The sequence below is a fragment of the Microbacterium sp. NPDC096154 genome (genome assembly GCF_040302945.1).
Taxonomy (GTDB): Bacteria; Actinomycetota; Actinomycetes; order Actinomycetales; family Microbacteriaceae; genus Microbacterium.
Genome location: NZ_JBEOSM010000001.1, coordinates 111,756 through 127,475, shown reverse-complemented (window position 1 = coordinate 127,475; position 15,720 = coordinate 111,756). Strand labels below are relative to the sequence as shown.

14 protein-coding genes and 1 tRNA gene are annotated in these 15,720 nt (G+C 70.2%); all 15 read right to left on the bottom strand.

Translation table 11 applies throughout. The features are described from left to right. Positions 1 to 43: 43 nt before the first annotated feature. Positions 44 to 661 carry an ANTAR domain-containing response regulator gene (locus tag ABTW64_RS00595; protein ID WP_502892288.1) on the bottom strand — a complete coding sequence of 206 codons (618 nt, stop codon included), beginning with the start codon at positions 659 to 661 and terminating at the stop codon, positions 44 to 46. 69 nt (positions 662 to 730) lie between these two features. Then, positions 731 to 813: transfer RNA gene (locus tag ABTW64_RS00590), tRNA-Leu, on the bottom strand. A gap of 62 nt (positions 814 to 875) precedes the next feature. Then, positions 876 to 2,321: a pyruvate kinase gene (gene pyk / locus ABTW64_RS00585; RefSeq protein WP_350618113.1), complete on the bottom strand. Its 1,446-nt coding sequence runs from the start codon at positions 2,319 to 2,321 to the stop codon at positions 876 to 878. 138 nt (positions 2,322 to 2,459) lie between these two features. Continuing rightward, complete coding sequence (locus tag ABTW64_RS00580) at positions 2,460 to 3,926, bottom strand: glutamate synthase subunit beta (RefSeq protein ID WP_350618111.1); 1,467 nt, start codon at positions 3,924 to 3,926, stop codon at positions 2,460 to 2,462. Further along, complete coding sequence (gene gltB / locus ABTW64_RS00575) at positions 3,919 to 8,511, bottom strand: glutamate synthase large subunit (protein WP_350618109.1); 4,593 nt, start codon at positions 8,509 to 8,511, stop codon at positions 3,919 to 3,921. Before gltB ends, ABTW64_RS00580 begins: the two co-directional genes overlap by 8 nt. 112 nt (positions 8,512 to 8,623) lie before the next feature. Then, the gene (lgt, locus tag ABTW64_RS00570; RefSeq protein WP_350618107.1) at positions 8,624 to 9,628 is read right to left on the bottom strand and encodes a prolipoprotein diacylglyceryl transferase; all 1,005 of its coding nucleotides are present in this window, start codon (positions 9,626 to 9,628) and stop codon (positions 8,624 to 8,626) included. Positions 9,629 to 9,670: 42 nt separating this feature from the next. Next, positions 9,671 to 10,453 carry a tryptophan synthase subunit alpha gene (gene trpA, locus ABTW64_RS00565; protein WP_350618105.1) on the bottom strand — a complete coding sequence of 261 codons (783 nt, stop codon included), beginning with the start codon at positions 10,451 to 10,453 and terminating at the stop codon, positions 9,671 to 9,673. Further along, positions 10,450 to 11,688 carry a tryptophan synthase subunit beta gene (gene trpB, locus ABTW64_RS00560; RefSeq protein ID WP_502892287.1) on the bottom strand — a complete coding sequence of 413 codons (1,239 nt, stop codon included), beginning with the start codon at positions 11,686 to 11,688 and terminating at the stop codon, positions 10,450 to 10,452. Before trpB ends, trpA begins: the two co-directional genes overlap by 4 nt. A gap of 8 nt (positions 11,689 to 11,696) precedes the next feature. Then, complete coding sequence (trpC, locus tag ABTW64_RS00555) at positions 11,697 to 12,473, bottom strand: indole-3-glycerol phosphate synthase TrpC (protein WP_350618810.1); 777 nt, start codon at positions 12,471 to 12,473, stop codon at positions 11,697 to 11,699. Between the two features lie 2 nt (positions 12,474 to 12,475). Further along, on the bottom strand, positions 12,476 to 12,706 hold the full coding sequence (locus ABTW64_RS00550) for an HGxxPAAW family protein (RefSeq protein ID WP_350618101.1): 231 nt from the start codon (positions 12,704 to 12,706) through the stop codon (positions 12,476 to 12,478). Positions 12,707 to 12,792: 86 nt separating this feature from the next. Continuing rightward, positions 12,793 to 13,410, bottom strand: coding sequence for a Trp biosynthesis-associated membrane protein (locus tag ABTW64_RS00545; protein ID WP_350618099.1), 618 nt, complete (start codon positions 13,408 to 13,410; stop codon positions 12,793 to 12,795). Beyond that, entirely contained in the window at positions 13,407 to 13,802 is a 396-nt protein-coding gene (hisI, locus tag ABTW64_RS00540) for a phosphoribosyl-AMP cyclohydrolase (protein WP_350618097.1), read from the bottom strand. Before hisI ends, ABTW64_RS00545 begins: the two co-directional genes overlap by 4 nt. Continuing rightward, positions 13,799 to 14,560 (bottom strand): imidazole glycerol phosphate synthase subunit HisF, encoded by a 762-nt coding sequence (gene hisF / locus ABTW64_RS00535; protein WP_350618095.1) that lies wholly within the window; start codon positions 14,558 to 14,560, stop codon positions 13,799 to 13,801. The genes hisI and hisF overlap by 4 nt, the downstream gene beginning before the upstream one ends. Before the next feature lie 2 nt (positions 14,561 to 14,562). Further along, complete coding sequence (gene hisG, locus ABTW64_RS00530) at positions 14,563 to 15,402, bottom strand: ATP phosphoribosyltransferase (protein ID WP_350618093.1); 840 nt, start codon at positions 15,400 to 15,402, stop codon at positions 14,563 to 14,565. A gap of 41 nt (positions 15,403 to 15,443) precedes the next feature. Further along, the gene (locus tag ABTW64_RS00525) at positions 15,444 to 15,707 is read right to left on the bottom strand and encodes a phosphoribosyl-ATP diphosphatase (protein ID WP_350618091.1); all 264 of its coding nucleotides are present in this window, start codon (positions 15,705 to 15,707) and stop codon (positions 15,444 to 15,446) included. Positions 15,708 to 15,720: the final 13 nt, after the last annotated feature.

The window sequence follows — 15,720 nt, the reverse complement described above, 5'->3', positions numbered from 1 at the left end:
GGGCCGGATGATCCGGCCCGCCCCCTGTCGGCGTCTGCGGTGCTTACGCCTTCTTGGGCGAGAGCTGCTCGATGATCGCCTTGGCGACGTCCTGCATCGTCAGGCGGCGGTCCATCGACGCCTTCTGGATCCAGCGGAACGCCTCGGGCTCCGACAGGCCCATCTTCTCGTTCAGCAGCCCCTTGGCGCGGTCGACGAGCTTGCGTGTCTCGAAGCGCTCGACCATGTCGGCCACCTCGGCCTCGAGCGTGATGATCTGCTCGTAGCGGGCCAGGGCGATCTCGATCGCCGGAAGCAGGTCGTTCGGCGTGAACGGCTTGACCACGTACGCCAGTGCGCCGGCCTCGCTCGCGCGCTCCACGAGCTCCTTCTGGCTGAACGCCGTGAGGAGCACCACGGGGGCGATGTGGTTCTTGCTGAGCCGCTCGGCGGCGCTGATGCCGTCGAGCTGCGGCATCTTGACGTCCATGATCACCAGATCCGGACGCAGCTCGGTGGCCAGCTGAACGGCGGTCTCGCCGTCGCCGGCCTCTCCGACCACATCGAAGCCGTTGTCACGGAGGATCTCGACGATGTCGAGGCGGATGAGGGACTCGTCCTCGGCCACCACCACTCGACGGGGGGCCGCGGGCGCCTGCCCGGTCTGCTCTTCGCTCACCAGTCCATCCTAGTTCGTCATCCTGCGGATGCTCCGCGCCACGGCGGCGCGCTCCGCTGCTGCTCTCGATCGTGCCGGTGGTGGGACTCGAACCCACACGCCCTTGCGGACAGCGCATTTTGAGTGCGCCGCGTCTGCCATTCCGCCACACCGGCCCGGAACGACGATACCGCCTCGCACGGGCGGACCCGTGCGAGGCGGCACCGAAGGACCGCTGCTACTTCTCCTGGTAGATCGGCGCGGCGCCCTGCACGGCGTCGCCGACCTTGTGGACGCGCAGGTCGTTGGTCGACCCGACGATCCCGGGGGGCGAGCCGGAGATCACGACCACCTTGTCGCCGATCTGCGCCAGACCGTTCTCGAGCAGGTATTCGTCGACCTGGTGGAACATGGCATCGGTGTGCTCGACCATCTCGACGAGCGTGGAGTGCACACCCCACGTGAGCGCCATGCGGCGCTGGATCGCAGGCTCGGGGGTGAACGCGAGCATCGGTCGATGCGAGCGCAGGCGGGACATGCGTCGCGCCGAGTCGCCCGACTGCGTGAACACGCAGAGGAACTTCGCCTCCACGAAGTCGGCGACCTCGACCGCGGCGAGCGTGATCGCGCCGCCCTGCGTACGCGGCTTCGTGGTCAGCGGCGGGATGCGCTCGAGACCGTGGTCCTCGGTCGACTCGATGATGCGCGCCATGGTCGCGACCGTGACCACCGGGTACTCGCCCACGCTGGTCTCGCCCGACAGCATCACGGCGTCGGCGCCGTCGAGCACGGCGTTGGCGACATCGCTCGTCTCGGCGCGGGTCGGAACGGGGTTCGAGATCATCGACTCGAGCATCTGGGTGGCGACGATGACCGGCTTCGCCATGCGGCGCGCCAGCTCGACGGCCTTCTTCTGCACGATCGGCACGGCCTCGAGGGGCAGCTCGACGCCGAGGTCGCCGCGCGCGACCATGATGCCGTCGAACGCGTCGACGATGTCGGCCAGGGCCTCGACGGCCTGCGGCTTCTCGATCTTGGCGATGATCGGGACGCGGCGCCCCTCCTCCGCCATGATGACGTGGGCGCGCTGGACGTCCTTGGCGTTGCGCACGAACGAGAGCGCGATGATGTCGGCGCCCTTGCGCAGCGCCCACCGCAGATCCTGCTCGTCCTTCTCGCTGAGCGCCGGCACGTTGACGGCCGCGCTCGGGATGTTGATGCCCTTGTTGTTCGACACGGTGCCCGCGACGATCGTCTTCGTCGTGACGGTGCGCTCATCCGCCTCGACGACCTGCAGGCGCACCTTGCCGTCGTCGATGAGCAGGTAGTCCCCGGGCTTCACATCCTGCGGCAGCCCCTTGTAGGTCGTGCCGCAGAGCTCCTTCGTGCCCTCGACCTCGTCGATCGTGATGGTGAAGATGTCGCCCTCGGCCAGGTAGTGCGGCCCGTCGGCGAACTTGCCGAGACGGATCTTCGGACCCTGGAGGTCGACGAGCACGGCGACGGGCTTTCCGACCTCCTCGGCCGCGCCGCGCACGTTCTCGTAGTTGGCGTCGTGCACCGAGTAGTCGCCGTGGCTGAGGTTGAGGCGGGCGACATCGACGCCCGCCTCGATCAGCTCACGGACCTTCTCGCGTGTCGACGTCGCGGGCCCCAGGGTGGCGACGATCTTGGCACGTCTCAATTGCATACCTTCCGCACAAGGATCAACAGGAATTGATCGACAGGAGATGACCAACCGGACATCGGGATGGTCCGATGAGTCGGCGTCGCCGCAGAACTTCCGATCCTCGCGGGGCGCCTTCGGGTTTCGCTCGTCAGCCTACGCGGGCTGCAGACCGATCGCGACATCGGTCGGGCGCACCGGCGAGGGCAGGGATGTCCCGCCCATCAGGTACGAATCGACCTCCGCCGCGACCGAACGTCCCTCCGCGATCGCCCACACGATGAGCGACTGGCCGCGACCCGCGTCCCCCGCCACGAAGACGCCGGGAGCCGTGGCCTGGAAGGCCGAGTCGCGCTCGAGGTTCCCCCGCGCGGTGAACTGCGTCTGCAGCTGCGCCTCGAGGGCCTCGCGCTCCGGACCGGTGAAACCCATCGCGATCAGCACGAGATCCGCCGGGATCTCCCGCTCGGTGCCCGCCTTGGGGACGCGGCGGCCGTCCACGAACTCGGTCTCTGCCACGACCAGCGAGCGCACCTCGCCCGCGTCGTTGCCGAGGAACTCGACGGTCGATGCCAGGTACTGCCGCTCGCCGCCCTCCTCGTGGGCGGAGGAGACCTCGAACACGGTCGGCATCATGGGCCACGGCTGGTGCTCGGGGCGGTCCTCGCTCGGCTGGCGGCCGATGGCGAGGTTCGTGACGCTCAGCGCGCCCTGCCGGTGCGCCGTGCCGATGCAGTCGGCGCCGGTGTCGCCGCCGCCGATGACCACGACGTGCTTGCCCTCGGCCGTGATCTGGTGCGGCACCGCGTCGCCCGCGACGGCCTTGTTCGACTCGACGAGGTACTCCATGGCGAAGTGCACGCCCGCGAGGTCGCGACCGGGGATCGGGAGATCGCGGGGCACGGTCGACCCCGTGGCGACCACGACCGCGTCATACCGCGCCCGCAGGTCGCTCCAGGTGATGTCCTTGCCGATCTCGACCCCCGCGCGGAAGCGTGTGCCCTCGTCCTGCATCTGACGCAGGCGGGCCTCGAGGTGGCGCTTCTCCATCTTGAAATCGGGAATGCCGTAGCGCAGCAGGCCGCCGATGCGGTCGTCGCGCTCGTAGACGGCCACCGTGTGGCCCGCACGCGTCAGCTGCTGTGCGGCCGCGAGGCCCGCGGGGCCCGAGCCCACCACCGCGACCGTCTTGCCGGTCAGGCGCGCCGGCGGCTTGGGGTCGACCCAGCCGTTCGCGAACGCCTCGTCGATCGTGGAGACCTCGATCTGCTTGATGGTGACCGGCGGCTGGTTGATGCCGAGCACGCACGCGCTCTCGCACGGCGCCGGGCACAGACGGCCGGTGAACTCCGGGAAGTTGTTCGTGGCGTGCAGGCGCTCGATGGCGGTGCGACCCTCGCCGCGCCACATCAGGTCGTTCCACTCCGGGATCAGGTTGCCCAGCGGGCACCCCTGGTGGCAGAACGGGATGCCGCAGTCCATGCAGCGTCCCGCCTGGCGGCGGAGCACGGCCGAGTCGCCCGGCTCGTACACCTCCTTCCAGTCCAGGATGCGCACGGGCACGGGGCGCCGAGCGGGCAGCTCCCGCTCGGTCACCTTCAGAAAGCCCTTGGGATCAGCCACCGGTCACCTCCAGGATGCGGTTCCAGACGACGTCGCCATCGGGGTCCAGCCCCTCGGCGACCGCCTCCTGGCGGGTCTGCAGCACGGCGGCGTAGTCGCGCGGCAGGACGCGCACGAAGTTCGCCACCTCGTTGTCGAAGTCGTCGAGCAGGCGCTGGGCCAGCTCGGATCCCGTCTCGGCGACGTGCTGCTGCAGCAGGTCGCGCAGGATCTCGGCGTCCCCCGAGCCGAGGTCGGTGAGCGTCAGCTCTCCCGACGCCAGCGACTCGCGGTTCACCAGGTCGGTGTTCAGGCGGTAGATGTACGCCGTGCCGCCCGACATGCCCGCACCCAGGTTGCGCCCGGTGCGGCCCAGGATGACGGCCAGACCACCGGTCATGTACTCGAGCGCGTGATCGCCCACCCCCTCGACGACGGCGGTCGCGCCGGAGTTGCGCACGAAGAAGCGCTCCCCCACGACGCCTCGCAGGAACATCGTGCCCTGCGTCGCCCCGTACCCGATGACGTTGCCGGCGATGACGTTCTCGCTCGCGTCGAACGTCGCTGCGCGCGGCGGCCGGATCACGATCTGCCCGCCCGAGAGCCCCTTGCCGACGTAGTCGTTGGAGTCGCCCTCGAGGCGCAGCGTGATGCCGTTGGGCAGGAAGGCGCCGAACGACTGTCCGGCCGATCCGGTCAGCGAGATGTCGATCGATCCAGCCGGGAGGCCGTGCTCGCCGCGCGCCTTGGTGACGTGGTGGCCCAGCAGCGTCCCGACCGCGCGCGCCGTGTTGCGCACGGGCAGCTGGATCTCGATTCGGCCGCCGTTCTCGATGACGTCGCGGGCCTGCTCGATGAGCGGCACGTCGAAGTGCTCGTGGAGCTCGTGAGCCTGGTCGCGCTGGTGGCGACGCGGCTCGTCGTCGGCGAAGCGCGGGCCCTCCAGGATCGGCGCGAGGTCGAGGCCCTGCGCCTTCCAGTGCTCGATCGCGCCGTCGACGTCGAGCAGCTCCGCGTGGCCGATCGCCTCGTCCAGCGAGCGGAAGCCGAGAGCGGCGAGGTACTCGCGCACCTCCTGGGCGATGAACTCCATGAAGTTCACGACGTGCTCGGCTTTGCCCGTGAAGCGCGAGCGCAGCACCGGGTTCTGGGTCGCGACGCCGACCGGGCAGGTGTCGAGGTGGCATACGCGCATCATGATGCAGCCGCTCACGACGAGGGGTGCGGTTGCGAAGCCGAACTCCTCGGCGCCGAGCAGCGCGCCGATGATGACGTCACGGCCGCTCTTGAGCTGACCGTCCACCTGCACGACGACACGGTCGCGCATGCCGTTGAGCATCAGCGTCTGCTGGGTCTCGGCCAGGCCGAGCTCCCACGGCGTTCCCGCGTGCTTGAGCGAGTTCAGGGGGCTCGCCCCGGTGCCGCCGTCGTGGCCCGACACCAGGATCACGTCGCTCAGTGCCTTGGCCACACCCGCGGCGACCGCGCCGATGCCCGACTGGCTCACGAGCTTGGTGTGGATGCGCGCCTCAGGGTTCGCGCGCTTGAGATCGAAGATCAGCTGCTTGAGGTCTTCGATCGAGTAGATGTCGTGGTGCGGCGGGGGCGAGATGAGGCCGACGCCCGCCGTCGCGTGACGCGTGCGCGCCACCCACGGATACACCTTGCCCGGGGGCAGCTGACCGCCCTCGCCGGGCTTTGCGCCCTGCGCGAGCTTGATCTGAATGTCCTCCGCCTCCGTCAGGTAGAGGCTCGTGACGCCGAAACGGCCCGATGCGACCTGCTTGATGGCGCTGCGACGCTCGGGATCCAGCAGGCGGTCGACGTCCTCTCCGCCCTCGCCGGTGTTCGACTTGCCGCCCAGCCGGTTCATCGCGATGGCGAGGGTCTCGTGCGCCTCGCGCGAGATCGAGCCGTAGCTCATGGCGCCCGTCGAGAAGCGCTTCACGATGGCCGAGACGGGCTCGACCTCGTCGAGCGGCACGGGAGGCCGCACGCCGGTGCGCAGCTGGAACATGCCGCGCAGGGTCTTGAGCTCGGCGGCCTGGTCGTCGACGAGCTTCGTGTACTCGCGGAAGATGTCGTATCGCCGCGTGCGCGTCGAATGCTGCAGGCGGAACACCGTCTCGGGGTTGAACAGGTGGGGTGCGCCGTCGCGACGCCACTGGTACTCGCCGCCGGTCCAGAGGCGCTCGTGCGCGCGCGGCGCCCGGTCCTCGGGGTAGGCGAACGCGTGACGCGCCGCGTTCTCCGAGGCGATCTGCTCGAGTCCGATGCCGCCCAGCTTCGTCTCGGTGCCGGTGAAGTAGGCGTCCACGAGCTCCTGCGACAGGCCCACGGCCTCGAACACCTGGGCGCCCGCGTACGACGACACGGTCGAGATGCCCATCTTCGACATGATCTTCAGCACGCCCTTCCCGAGCGCGTAGATCAGGTTCTTGACCGCCTTTTCGGGCGTGACGCCCTGGATGGAGCCGGTCCGCACGAGGTTCTCGACCGTCTCCATCGCGAGGTAGGGGTTCACGGCCGAGGCGCCGTAGCCGATGAGGGTCGCGACGTGGTGCACCTCGCGCACGTCGCCGGCCTCGACCACCAGGCCGACCTTCATCCGGGTCTCGTTGCGGATGAGGTGGTGGTGGATCGCCGACAGCATCAGCAGCGACGGGATGGGGGCGAGATCCTGGTTGGAGTCGCGGTCGCTCAGCACGACGAACTCGACGCCGTCCTCGATCGCGTTGTCGACCTCGCGGCACATCTGGGCGAGGCGCTTCTCGAGGCCCTTCCGCCCGGCGGCGACGCGGTACAGGCCGCGGATCGTCACAGACGACCGACCCGGCAGCGCCGTGTGGATGTGCTGGATCTTCGCGAGCTCGTCGTTGTCGATGACCGGGAAGTCGAGCCCCACGGTTCGCGCGTGCTCCGGCCCCCAGTCGAGCAGGTTCGCCTCGGGGCCCAGCCCCAGCTTCAGGCTCGTCACGACCTCTTCGCGGATGGAGTCGAGCGGCGGGTTGGTCACCTGCGCGAACTGCTGGGTGAAGTAGTCGAACAGCAGACGCGGACGCTCGCTCAGCACGGCGATCGGGGTGTCCGATCCCATCGCGCCGATGGGCTCCGCTCCCGTGCGCCCCATGGGCGCGAGCAGGATGCGCACCTCTTCCTCGGTGTAGCCGAAGGTGCGCAGGCGCCGGTTGATCGAGGCGATCGGATGCACGATGTGCTCGCGCTCGGGAAGGTCGGCCAGGCGCACCGTGCCGCGGTCGAGCCATTCCTGCCACGGGTGCAGGGCTGCCAACTCGCGCTTGACCTCGTCATCGCCCAGGATGCGTCCCTGCGCCGTGTCCACCACGAACATGCGGCCGGGGAGCAGGCGTCCGCGGCGCTCGATCCGCTCGGGCTCGAAGTCGAGCACGCCGGTCTCGCTGCCGATCACGACGAGGCCGTCCTTCGTGACGGTCCAGCGACCGGGGCGCAGGCCGTTGCGGTCGAGCATGCCGCCCACCACGGTGCCGTCGGTGAAGATGAGCGAGGCCGGTCCGTCCCACGGCTCCATCTGCAGCGAGTGGTACTCGTAGAACGCGCGCAGGTCGGGGTCGATGTCGGCCTGCTTCTCATAGGCCTCCGGCACCATCATGAGCATCGCATGCGGCAGGCTGCGACCGGTCAGCGTCAGCAGCTCGAGGACCTCGTCGAACGACGCGGAGTCGCTCTGTCCGTCCTGGCAGATCGGCAGCAGGGGCCGGATGTCGCCCAGCAGGTCGGAGGCGAGCTGAGACTGGCGCGCGCGCATCCAGTTGCGGTTGCCGCCGACGGTGTTGATCTCGCCGTTGTGCGCGAGCATGCGCAGGGGCTGCGCCAAGGGCCACGACGGGAAGGTGTTCGTCGAGTAGCGGCTGTGCACGACCGCGAGCTCCGTGGCGAAGCGCTCGTCCTGCAGATCGGGGTAGAACGGCTCCAGCTGCAGGGTCGTGACCATGCCCTTGTAGCCGAGCGTGCGGCTCGACAGCGACACGAAGTAGGCGTCGAGCTCGTGCTGGGCGCGCTTGCGCAGCCGGTACACCCGGCGATCGAGCGCGATGCCCGAGAGCGCCGGCTCGTCGCCCCGCGCGGGACGCGCCACGAACAGCTGCTCGAACGCGGGCCGTGCGTCGAACGCGAGCTTGCCGAGGTGCTCGTCCTCGGTCGGCACCTCGCGCCAGCCGAGCACCGTGAGATCCTCGCTCGCGGCGACGCTCTCGATCGACGCCTTCATGGCGCTTCGCGCGTCGGCGTCGCGCGGCAGGAAGATCATGCCCGCCGCGTACTGGCCCACCGGAGGCAGGTCGAAGCCGACGACCGCCCGCAGGAAGCCGTCGGGCATCTGCGTGAGGATGCCCGCGCCATCGCCCGTTCCGGCGTCCGAGCCGATCGCCCCGCGGTGCTCGAGGTTGCGCAGCGCCGTGAGCGCGAGGTCCACGATGTCGTGGCCGGCCTCGCCTCGCAGGGTCGCGACCATCGCAAGCCCACAGGCGTCCTTCTCGAACGCGGGGTTGTACATCCCCTGCTTCGCAGGGAAGCCGCTGCGGGCGGACTGCGCCGCCGGGGTGTCATAACGGGGGCCAGATGCCATGCCTACCGTCCTAGGGGTTGGTGCTCAGCCGGGACGACGTCGGCCCTGTACTGCTGCAGAATGCCTCGCCGCAAGCTGCCAGCGAAGCGCGGCCGCCCGTGGGGCGGTGGGGCTACTTCGCGGCTGCGGTGCTTGTGGCGGCGGCCGGGTGGATGACCTCCGACGCAGGCGGTTCGCTGACGTCGACGAAGTCGGTGGGGTCATCCGATTGTAGCGCCTCGCCGTGGGCCCGCTGCCGACCGGGCACGTACGGCGACGGCTCGGAGCCGAAGTGGCGCCGCTGCACGATCAGGATGACGATGCCGAGCACGATGCCGGCGATCGCGGCCCACACGTTCGTGCGCAGGCCCAGGTAGATCTCGCTGGGGTCGATGCGGATCGACTCCCACACGACGCGGCCCGCCCCGTACCAGATCAGGTAGAGCGCGAACAGGCGGCCCCACTGCAGCCGCAGACGGCGTCCGATCCAGAGCAGGAAGACGACGCCCAGGATGTTCCAGACGACCTCGTAGAGGAAGGTGGGGTGGAACAGCGTCCCCTCCGGGAGGCCCGCCGGGAAGGCGGCGTTGTCCGCGTCGATCTCGAGACCCCACGGGAGGTCGGTCGGCCAGCCGTACAGCTCCTGGTTGAACCAGTTGCCGAAGCGGCCGATGGCCTGCGCGAGCAGCAGGCCGGGCGCCAGCGCGTCGGCGAAGGACCAGAAGCGGATGCCGGTCCAGCGGCAGCCCAGCCAAGCGCCCACGGCGCCGCCGAGCAGCGCGCCGAAGATGGCGATGCCGCCCTCCCAGATCGCCCACACGGAGCCGGGCTGGGTGATGTTCCAGGGATTGCTGCCCTCGCCGAAGTAGAACCCGGGATGCGTGGCGACGTGGAAGATGCGGGCGCCGATGATCGCGAGCGGCACGGCCAGCAGCGCGATGTCGATCACGACCCACGGCTCACCGCCGCGCTTGGTCAGGCGGTGGTTCGTCATGAGCGTCGCGATCACGATGCCCGCGATGATGCACAGCGCATACACGTGGATGCGCAGCGGTCCGAGGTCGAAGTAGCTCACGGGCGGGCTCGGGATGCTCGTGACGACATTCGCCAGCACACCCGCGGGGAGGGAAGACAGCATGATGCCGAGTCTAGTTCGCCCGCCGGACGCTTCCCGTCGCGATCAGCGCTGCGTGCCCGATGCCAGCTCCCTGGCCGTGGCGGCGAGCTGGTCCAGGCCGCCGTCGCGCAGGGCGCGGACGAGCGCTGTGCCGACGATCGCGCCGTCCGCGTACTCGACGACGCCGGCGATCTGCTCGGCGGTCGAGATGCCGATGCCCACGCAGGCGCGCGTGGCACCGTGCTCGCGCAGGCGCTCGACCAGGGTGCGGGCGGCCGCGTCGAGCTGCGCGCGCTCGCCCGTGATGCCCATGGTCGAGACCGTGTAGACGAAGCCGGTCGTGTTGCGGATCACCAGATCCAGACGCTCGTCGCTCGAGGTCGGGGCCGCGAGGAAGACCCGGTCGAGCCCGGTGCGCTCGCTGGCGGCGATCCACTCGGGCGCCGCCTCCGGCGTGATGTCGGGCGTGATCAGGCCCGCTCCCCCGGCCGCCAGGAGGTCGTCGGCGTAACGATCCACGCCGTACTGCACCACCGGGTTCCAGTACGTCATCACGAGGACGGGCACATCGGTGCGCCTCGTGATCTCGCGCAGCGCCGTGAAGAGGTCCCGGGTGCGGAAGCCGGCCGCCAGTGCCGCCTGGGTCGCCTCCTGGATCAGCGGCCCGTCCATCACGGGGTCGCTGTAGGGCGGGCCGAGCTCGATGATGTCGACGCCGTTCTCGGCGAGCGTGACGGCCGCCTCGATGCTGGTCTGCAGGTCGGGGTAGCCCACCGGCAGGTAGCCGACGAACGCGCCGTGACCCTCGGAATGCGCTTTCGCGATGGCGTTCTCGACGGCGCTCATGCCTGCGCTCCCTGCGTGCCGTGTGTCTCGGCGGCCTCCGCGTCGTCGTACAGGTCGAAGTAGCGCGCAGCCGTGTCCATGTCCTTGTCGCCGCGGCCCGACAGGCACACGGCCAGGATCGCGTCGGGGCCGAGCTCGCGCCCGATCCGCAGCGCGCCGGCCAGCGCGTGTGCCGACTCGATGGCCGGGATGATGCCTTCCGTGCGGCTCAGCAGGCGCAGGGCCTGCATGGCCTCGTCGTCGGTTGCCGGGATGTACTCGGCGCGTCCGATCGACGCGAGCCACGCGTGCTCAGGACCGACGCCGGGATAGTCGAGACCCGCCGAGATGGAGTGCGACTCGATGGTCTGCCCGTCCTCGTCCTGCAGCACGAACGTGCGCGATCCGTGCAGCACGCCGGGGCGGCCGCGTTCGATCGAAGCCGCGTGACGCGGGGTGTCCACGCCGTCGCCCGCCGCCTCGACGCCGTAGAGCCGGACGCCCTCGTCATCGAGGAACGCGTCGAACATGCCGATCGCGTTCGACCCGCCACCCACGCATGCCAGCACGGCGTCCGGGAGTCGGCCGACCCGTTCGAGAAGCTGCGCGCGCGCCTCCTCGCTGATCACCTTCTGGAAGTCGCGGACCATCGCCGGGAACGGATGCGGACCTGCCGCCGTGCCGAAGATGTAGTTGGTCGTCTCGACGCTCGCGACCCAGTCGCGGTATGCCTCGTTGATCGCGTCCTTGAGCGTGCGCGATCCGGTGGTCACCGCGACGACCTCGGCGCCGAGCAGGCGCATCCGGGCGACGTTGAGGGCCTGGCGCTCGGTGTCGACCTCGCCCATGTAGATCGTGCACTCCATGCCGAACAGGGCCGCCGCGGTCGCGGTCGCAACGCCGTGCTGCCCCGCACCCGTCTCTGCGATCACCCGCGTCTTGCCGAGCCGCTTGGTGAGCAGCGCCTGCCCGAGCACGTTGTTGATCTTGTGCGATCCGGTGTGGTTGAGATCCTCGCGTTTGAGGAAGATCCGCGCCCCGCCGGCGTGCTCGGCGAACCGCGGCACCTCGGTGAGGGGCGAGGGTCGTCCGGCGTAGTCGGCCAGGAGCTCGGCCAGCTCCCGCCGGAATCCGGGGTCGGCCATCGCATCGGAGTGGGCGCGCGCGAGCTCGTCGATCGCGGCGACCAGCGACTCCGGCATGAACCGCCCGCCGAAGTCGCCGAAGAACGGGCCGTGCTGTTCGCGCAGGCTCACAGCCTCGCTCATGATCCTGCCTCCAGAAACGCGTTCAGGGTGGCGACGGGGTCGCCCGTCACGAGGGCTTCGCCGATCAGCACGGCATCGGCGCCGGCCGCGCGGTAATGCGCGACGTCGGCCGGCCGCAGCACGGCGGACTCCGCGACCTTGATCGCGCCGGTCGGGATGCGCTCCACGAGTCGGCCGAAAAGGTCCCGGTCGAGCTTGAACGTCGACAGGTCTCGGGCGTTGACCCCGATCAGCTCGGCGCCGATGTCGGCCGCGCGTGCGACCTCGTCGGCGGAGTGCGTCTCGACCAGCGGCGTCATCCCGAGTTCGCGCACCAGACCGTACAGCTCGGCGAGCACGGGCTGATCCAGCGCCGCGACGATGAGCAGAACGAGGTCCGCGCCCGCGGCGCGGGCTTCGAGCACCTGGTACGCCGTGGCGATGAAGTCCTTGCGAAGCACCGGCAGCGAGACGGCCTCGCGCACCGCCGTGAGATCGGCGAGGGTGCCTTTGAAGCGGCGCTGCTCGGTCAGCACGCTGATCGCCGACGCGCCCCCCTGCTCGTACAGGCTCGCCTGATGCGCAGGATCCGGGATGGCCGCGAGGTCGCCTCGCGACGGGCTCGCGCGCTTGACCTCGGCGATGATGCGCACGCGCTCGGCGGGCGCCAGCGCGGCCAGTGCATCTCGCGCCGGCGGCTGCGCGAGGGCGATGCGCTCGACCTCGGCGAGCGGACGCGAGAGCCTGCGGTTCTCCGCATCCTCCACCGAGCCCGCCGTGAGGTCGGCGAGCAGCATCAGTGCGCTTTCGACTGCGTCTTGGATCCGTTCACGCCGTAGCCGGCCTTCGCCATCGCCCAGCCCACGATCGGGCCGAGGACGAGGATGCCGACCGCGACCCAGAACAGCGGCCAGGAGTCGATGAAGAGCGCGACCGTGCCGAGCGAGATCGCGACCAGCATGATGATCACGGCGGCCCAGGAAGCGGGCGAGTGTCCGTGGCCGGGGTCGCCGTTCTGGTTGCTCATCTGTGCAGTTCTCCTTCGGTACGTGGAACGTCGGCAAGTCTATCGGTCGCGTCGCGCCGTCTTCGCCCGAGGCGCGGCGGTGGCGCTCAGCGGGTGGGATCGTCGCCGCGGGACAGATCGTCCCACGAGTCGACGGCGTCGAGCGGAGCGGCATCCGCGGGGCCGGACTCCGCGCCCGCAGCTCCCGAGGCCGCGGGATGGCTCGCGGCGGCGCTGTAGCGGCGTCCGCCGCGGCTCCAGGCATGGGCTGTGCCGAGCACCGCGACCCCTGCCAGCCCGATCACCACGGCGGCGACGAGCGACACGAGCGGCCACGGCGTCGCCGCGATCTCCACCACGACGCCGCGCACGGCCTCGGCGCCCGCCAGCCCCGTCCGCTCGGTGACGGTGGGAGCCACCGCCGACGCCGGCGGGGTCGCGAGCAGCGGCCACGTCAGGAGCACCAGAACGGCCGCCACCACGATCGCGAGGGCACCGAGGACATAGCGCAGCACGCGTCCGACGAGCGTGAGCACCAGTCCCAGCGCGAGCGCCGTGAGCATGAGCGGCTGGAGCACGGGCACGGCGCTGGCGCCGGACACCGGCACGTCGCTGTCGACGAGCCGGGCGACCGCCCACGTCTGCGTCGAGCCGATCAGGCCGACCCCACCCGCTGCGAGGATCGCGACGACCGTGAGCGAGCGTGCGCGCGTGCGCACGCTCATCCCTCGCCCATCTCGCCGGACGAGCCGCCGACGCCGCCGGCGGGAACCGCGTGCAGGTCGCGGTCGTCGAAGCAGGTGCGGGTACCCGTGTGGCATGCGGGTCCGGTCTGGTCGACGACGAGCAGCACCGCGTCCCCGTCGCAGTCGAGGCTGGCCGAGACGACGCGCTGGATGTTGCCTGACGTGTCGCCCTTGCGCCAGTACTCCTGACGCGACCGCGACCAGTACGTCACACGGCCGGTCGTGAGCGTGCGCCGCAGCGCCTCGGCATCGAGCCACGCGAGCATGAGCACCTCGCGCGTGTCCCACTGCTGAACGATCGCTGGCACGAGTCCGTCCGCATTGAAGGAGACCCGTGAGATCCGCTCGGCGATCTCCGCTTCGGCGCTCATCGCGTCTCGATCCCCTCCGCGCGCAGGGCGCTCTTGACGTCTGCGATCGTGAGCTCGCCCGAGTGGAACACGCTCGCGGCGAGCACGGCGTCGGCACCCGCGGCGACGGCCGGCGGGAAGTGCGCGGGTGCCCCGGCGCCCCCCGACGCGATCACCGGGACGGTCGAGAGCTCGCGCATCAGGCCGATCAGCTCGAGGTCGAAGCCCTGCTTCGTGCCGTCCGCGTCGATCGAGTTGACCAGGAGCTCGCCCGCTCCCCTGTCGACGGCCTCTCGGGCCCACGCGAGCGCATCGAGATCGGTTTCCGTTCGACCGCCGTGCGTGGTCACGACGAAGCCCGACGGCGTGCGGGACGAACGCTTCACATCGAGCGACAGCACGAGCGCCTGAGCGCCGAAGCGGTCAGCGATCTCGCTGAGCAGCGCCGGACGGGCGATGGCGGCGGAGTTCACGCCGACCTTGTCGGCGCCCACCCCCTGCAGCCGCGCCACGTCGTCGGTGCTGCGCACGCCGCCGCCGACGGTCAGCGGGATGAAGACCTCCTCGGCCGTGCGGCGGACGACGTCGTACATGGTCGCGCGCTCGTCGACCGTGGCGGTCACATCCAGGAACGTCAGCTCATCCGCGCCCTGCGCGAAATACTCGCGGGCCAGCTCGACGGGGTCGCCCATCTCGCGCAGGTTCTCGAAGTTGACGCCCTTGACCACGCGGCCGGCGGCGACATCGAGGCAAGGGATCACGCGCGTCGCGACGCTCACCGTCAGAGCCTCGCGTTGTCGATCGCCGTGACCAGGATCGCCCGCGCGCCGAGCTCGTAGAGCTCGTCCATGACGCGATTGACGCCCTTGCGCGGCACCATGACGCGCACGGCCACCCATTCCGGATCGCGCAGCGGAGAGACGGTCGGCGATTCGATGCCCGACGCGATCTCCACCGCGCGGTCGACCAGCGTCGCCGGCAGGTCGTAGTCGACCATCACGTACTGGCGCGCGACCATCACGCCGCGCAGGCGGCGCAGCAGCGTCTCGGTGCCGTCGGCGTCGGTGGGACCGGCGATCAGAACGGCCTCGGACTCCAGCAGCACGGGCCCGAAGATCTCGAGACCGGCCTGTCGCAGAGTCGTGCCGGTGGACACCACGTCGGCGACCGCATCGGCCACGCCGAGCTGCACGGCCGACTCGACCGCGCCGTCGAGCGGAACGATGTCGACCGCGATGCCGCGCTGGTCCAGGAAGGCGTCGACGAGCCCGGGATAGGCCGTCGCCACGCGCACGCCCTCGAGCTGCTCGAGGCTCTCGAAGCGACCGGGAGGGCCCGCGAAGCGGAATGTCGAATCGGCGAAGCCGAGCGATTCGATCTCGCGCGCCGGCATGCGCACATCGAGCAGGAGGTCACGTCCGGTGATCCCGACGTCGAGCGCGCCGAGCGCGACGTACGTGGCGATGTCGCGCGGACGGAGGAAGAAGAACTCGACGTCGTTGGCGGCGTCGATGAGGTGCAGCTGCTTGCTGTCGCGGCGACCGGCGTAGCCGGCCTCGGCGAGCATCTCGGCGGCGGTCTCGGACAGGGATCCCTTGTTGGGGACGGCGATGCGGAGCATTTCGGCTTTCAGTGGAGGGGTCTGCGGATCCGGGAGACGGATCACAGATGTCGGTACACGTCGGCCGGCGTCAGACCCTTCGCGATCATCATCACCTGCACGTGGTACAGCAGCTGGGAGATCTCCTCGGCCGCCTCGTCGTCGGACTGGTACTCCGCCGCCATCCACACCTCGGCGGCCTCCTCGACGATCTTCTTGCCGATCGCGTGCACACCGGCGTCCAGCTGCGCCACCGTGCCCGAGCCCTCGGGCCGGGTCTGTGCCTTCTCGCTCAGCTCGGCGAACAGCGCGTCGAAAGTCTTCACCCGTCCAGGCTAC

Excerpts from the sequence above, each read along its gene's own strand:
- hisI (WP_350618097.1), bottom strand. The coding sequence starts at position 13,802 with ATGAGCGCCGAAGCGGAGATCGCCGAGCGGATCTCACGGGTCTCCTTC.
- ABTW64_RS00545 (WP_350618099.1), bottom strand. The coding sequence starts at position 13,410 with ATGAGCGTGCGCACGCGCGCACGCTCGCTCACGGTCGTCGCGATCCTC.
- ABTW64_RS00550 (WP_350618101.1), bottom strand. The coding sequence starts at position 12,706 with ATGAGCAACCAGAACGGCGACCCCGGCCACGGACACTCGCCCGCTTCC.
- hisG (WP_350618093.1), bottom strand. The coding sequence starts at position 15,402 with ATGCTCCGCATCGCCGTCCCCAACAAGGGATCCCTGTCCGAGACCGCC.
- gltB (WP_350618109.1), bottom strand. The coding sequence starts at position 8,511 with ATGGCATCTGGCCCCCGTTATGACACCCCGGCGGCGCAGTCCGCCCGC.
- lgt (WP_350618107.1), bottom strand. The coding sequence starts at position 9,628 with ATGCTGTCTTCCCTCCCCGCGGGTGTGCTGGCGAATGTCGTCACGAGC.
- trpA (WP_350618105.1), bottom strand. The coding sequence starts at position 10,453 with ATGAGCGCCGTCGAGAACGCCATCGCGAAAGCGCATTCCGAGGGTCAC.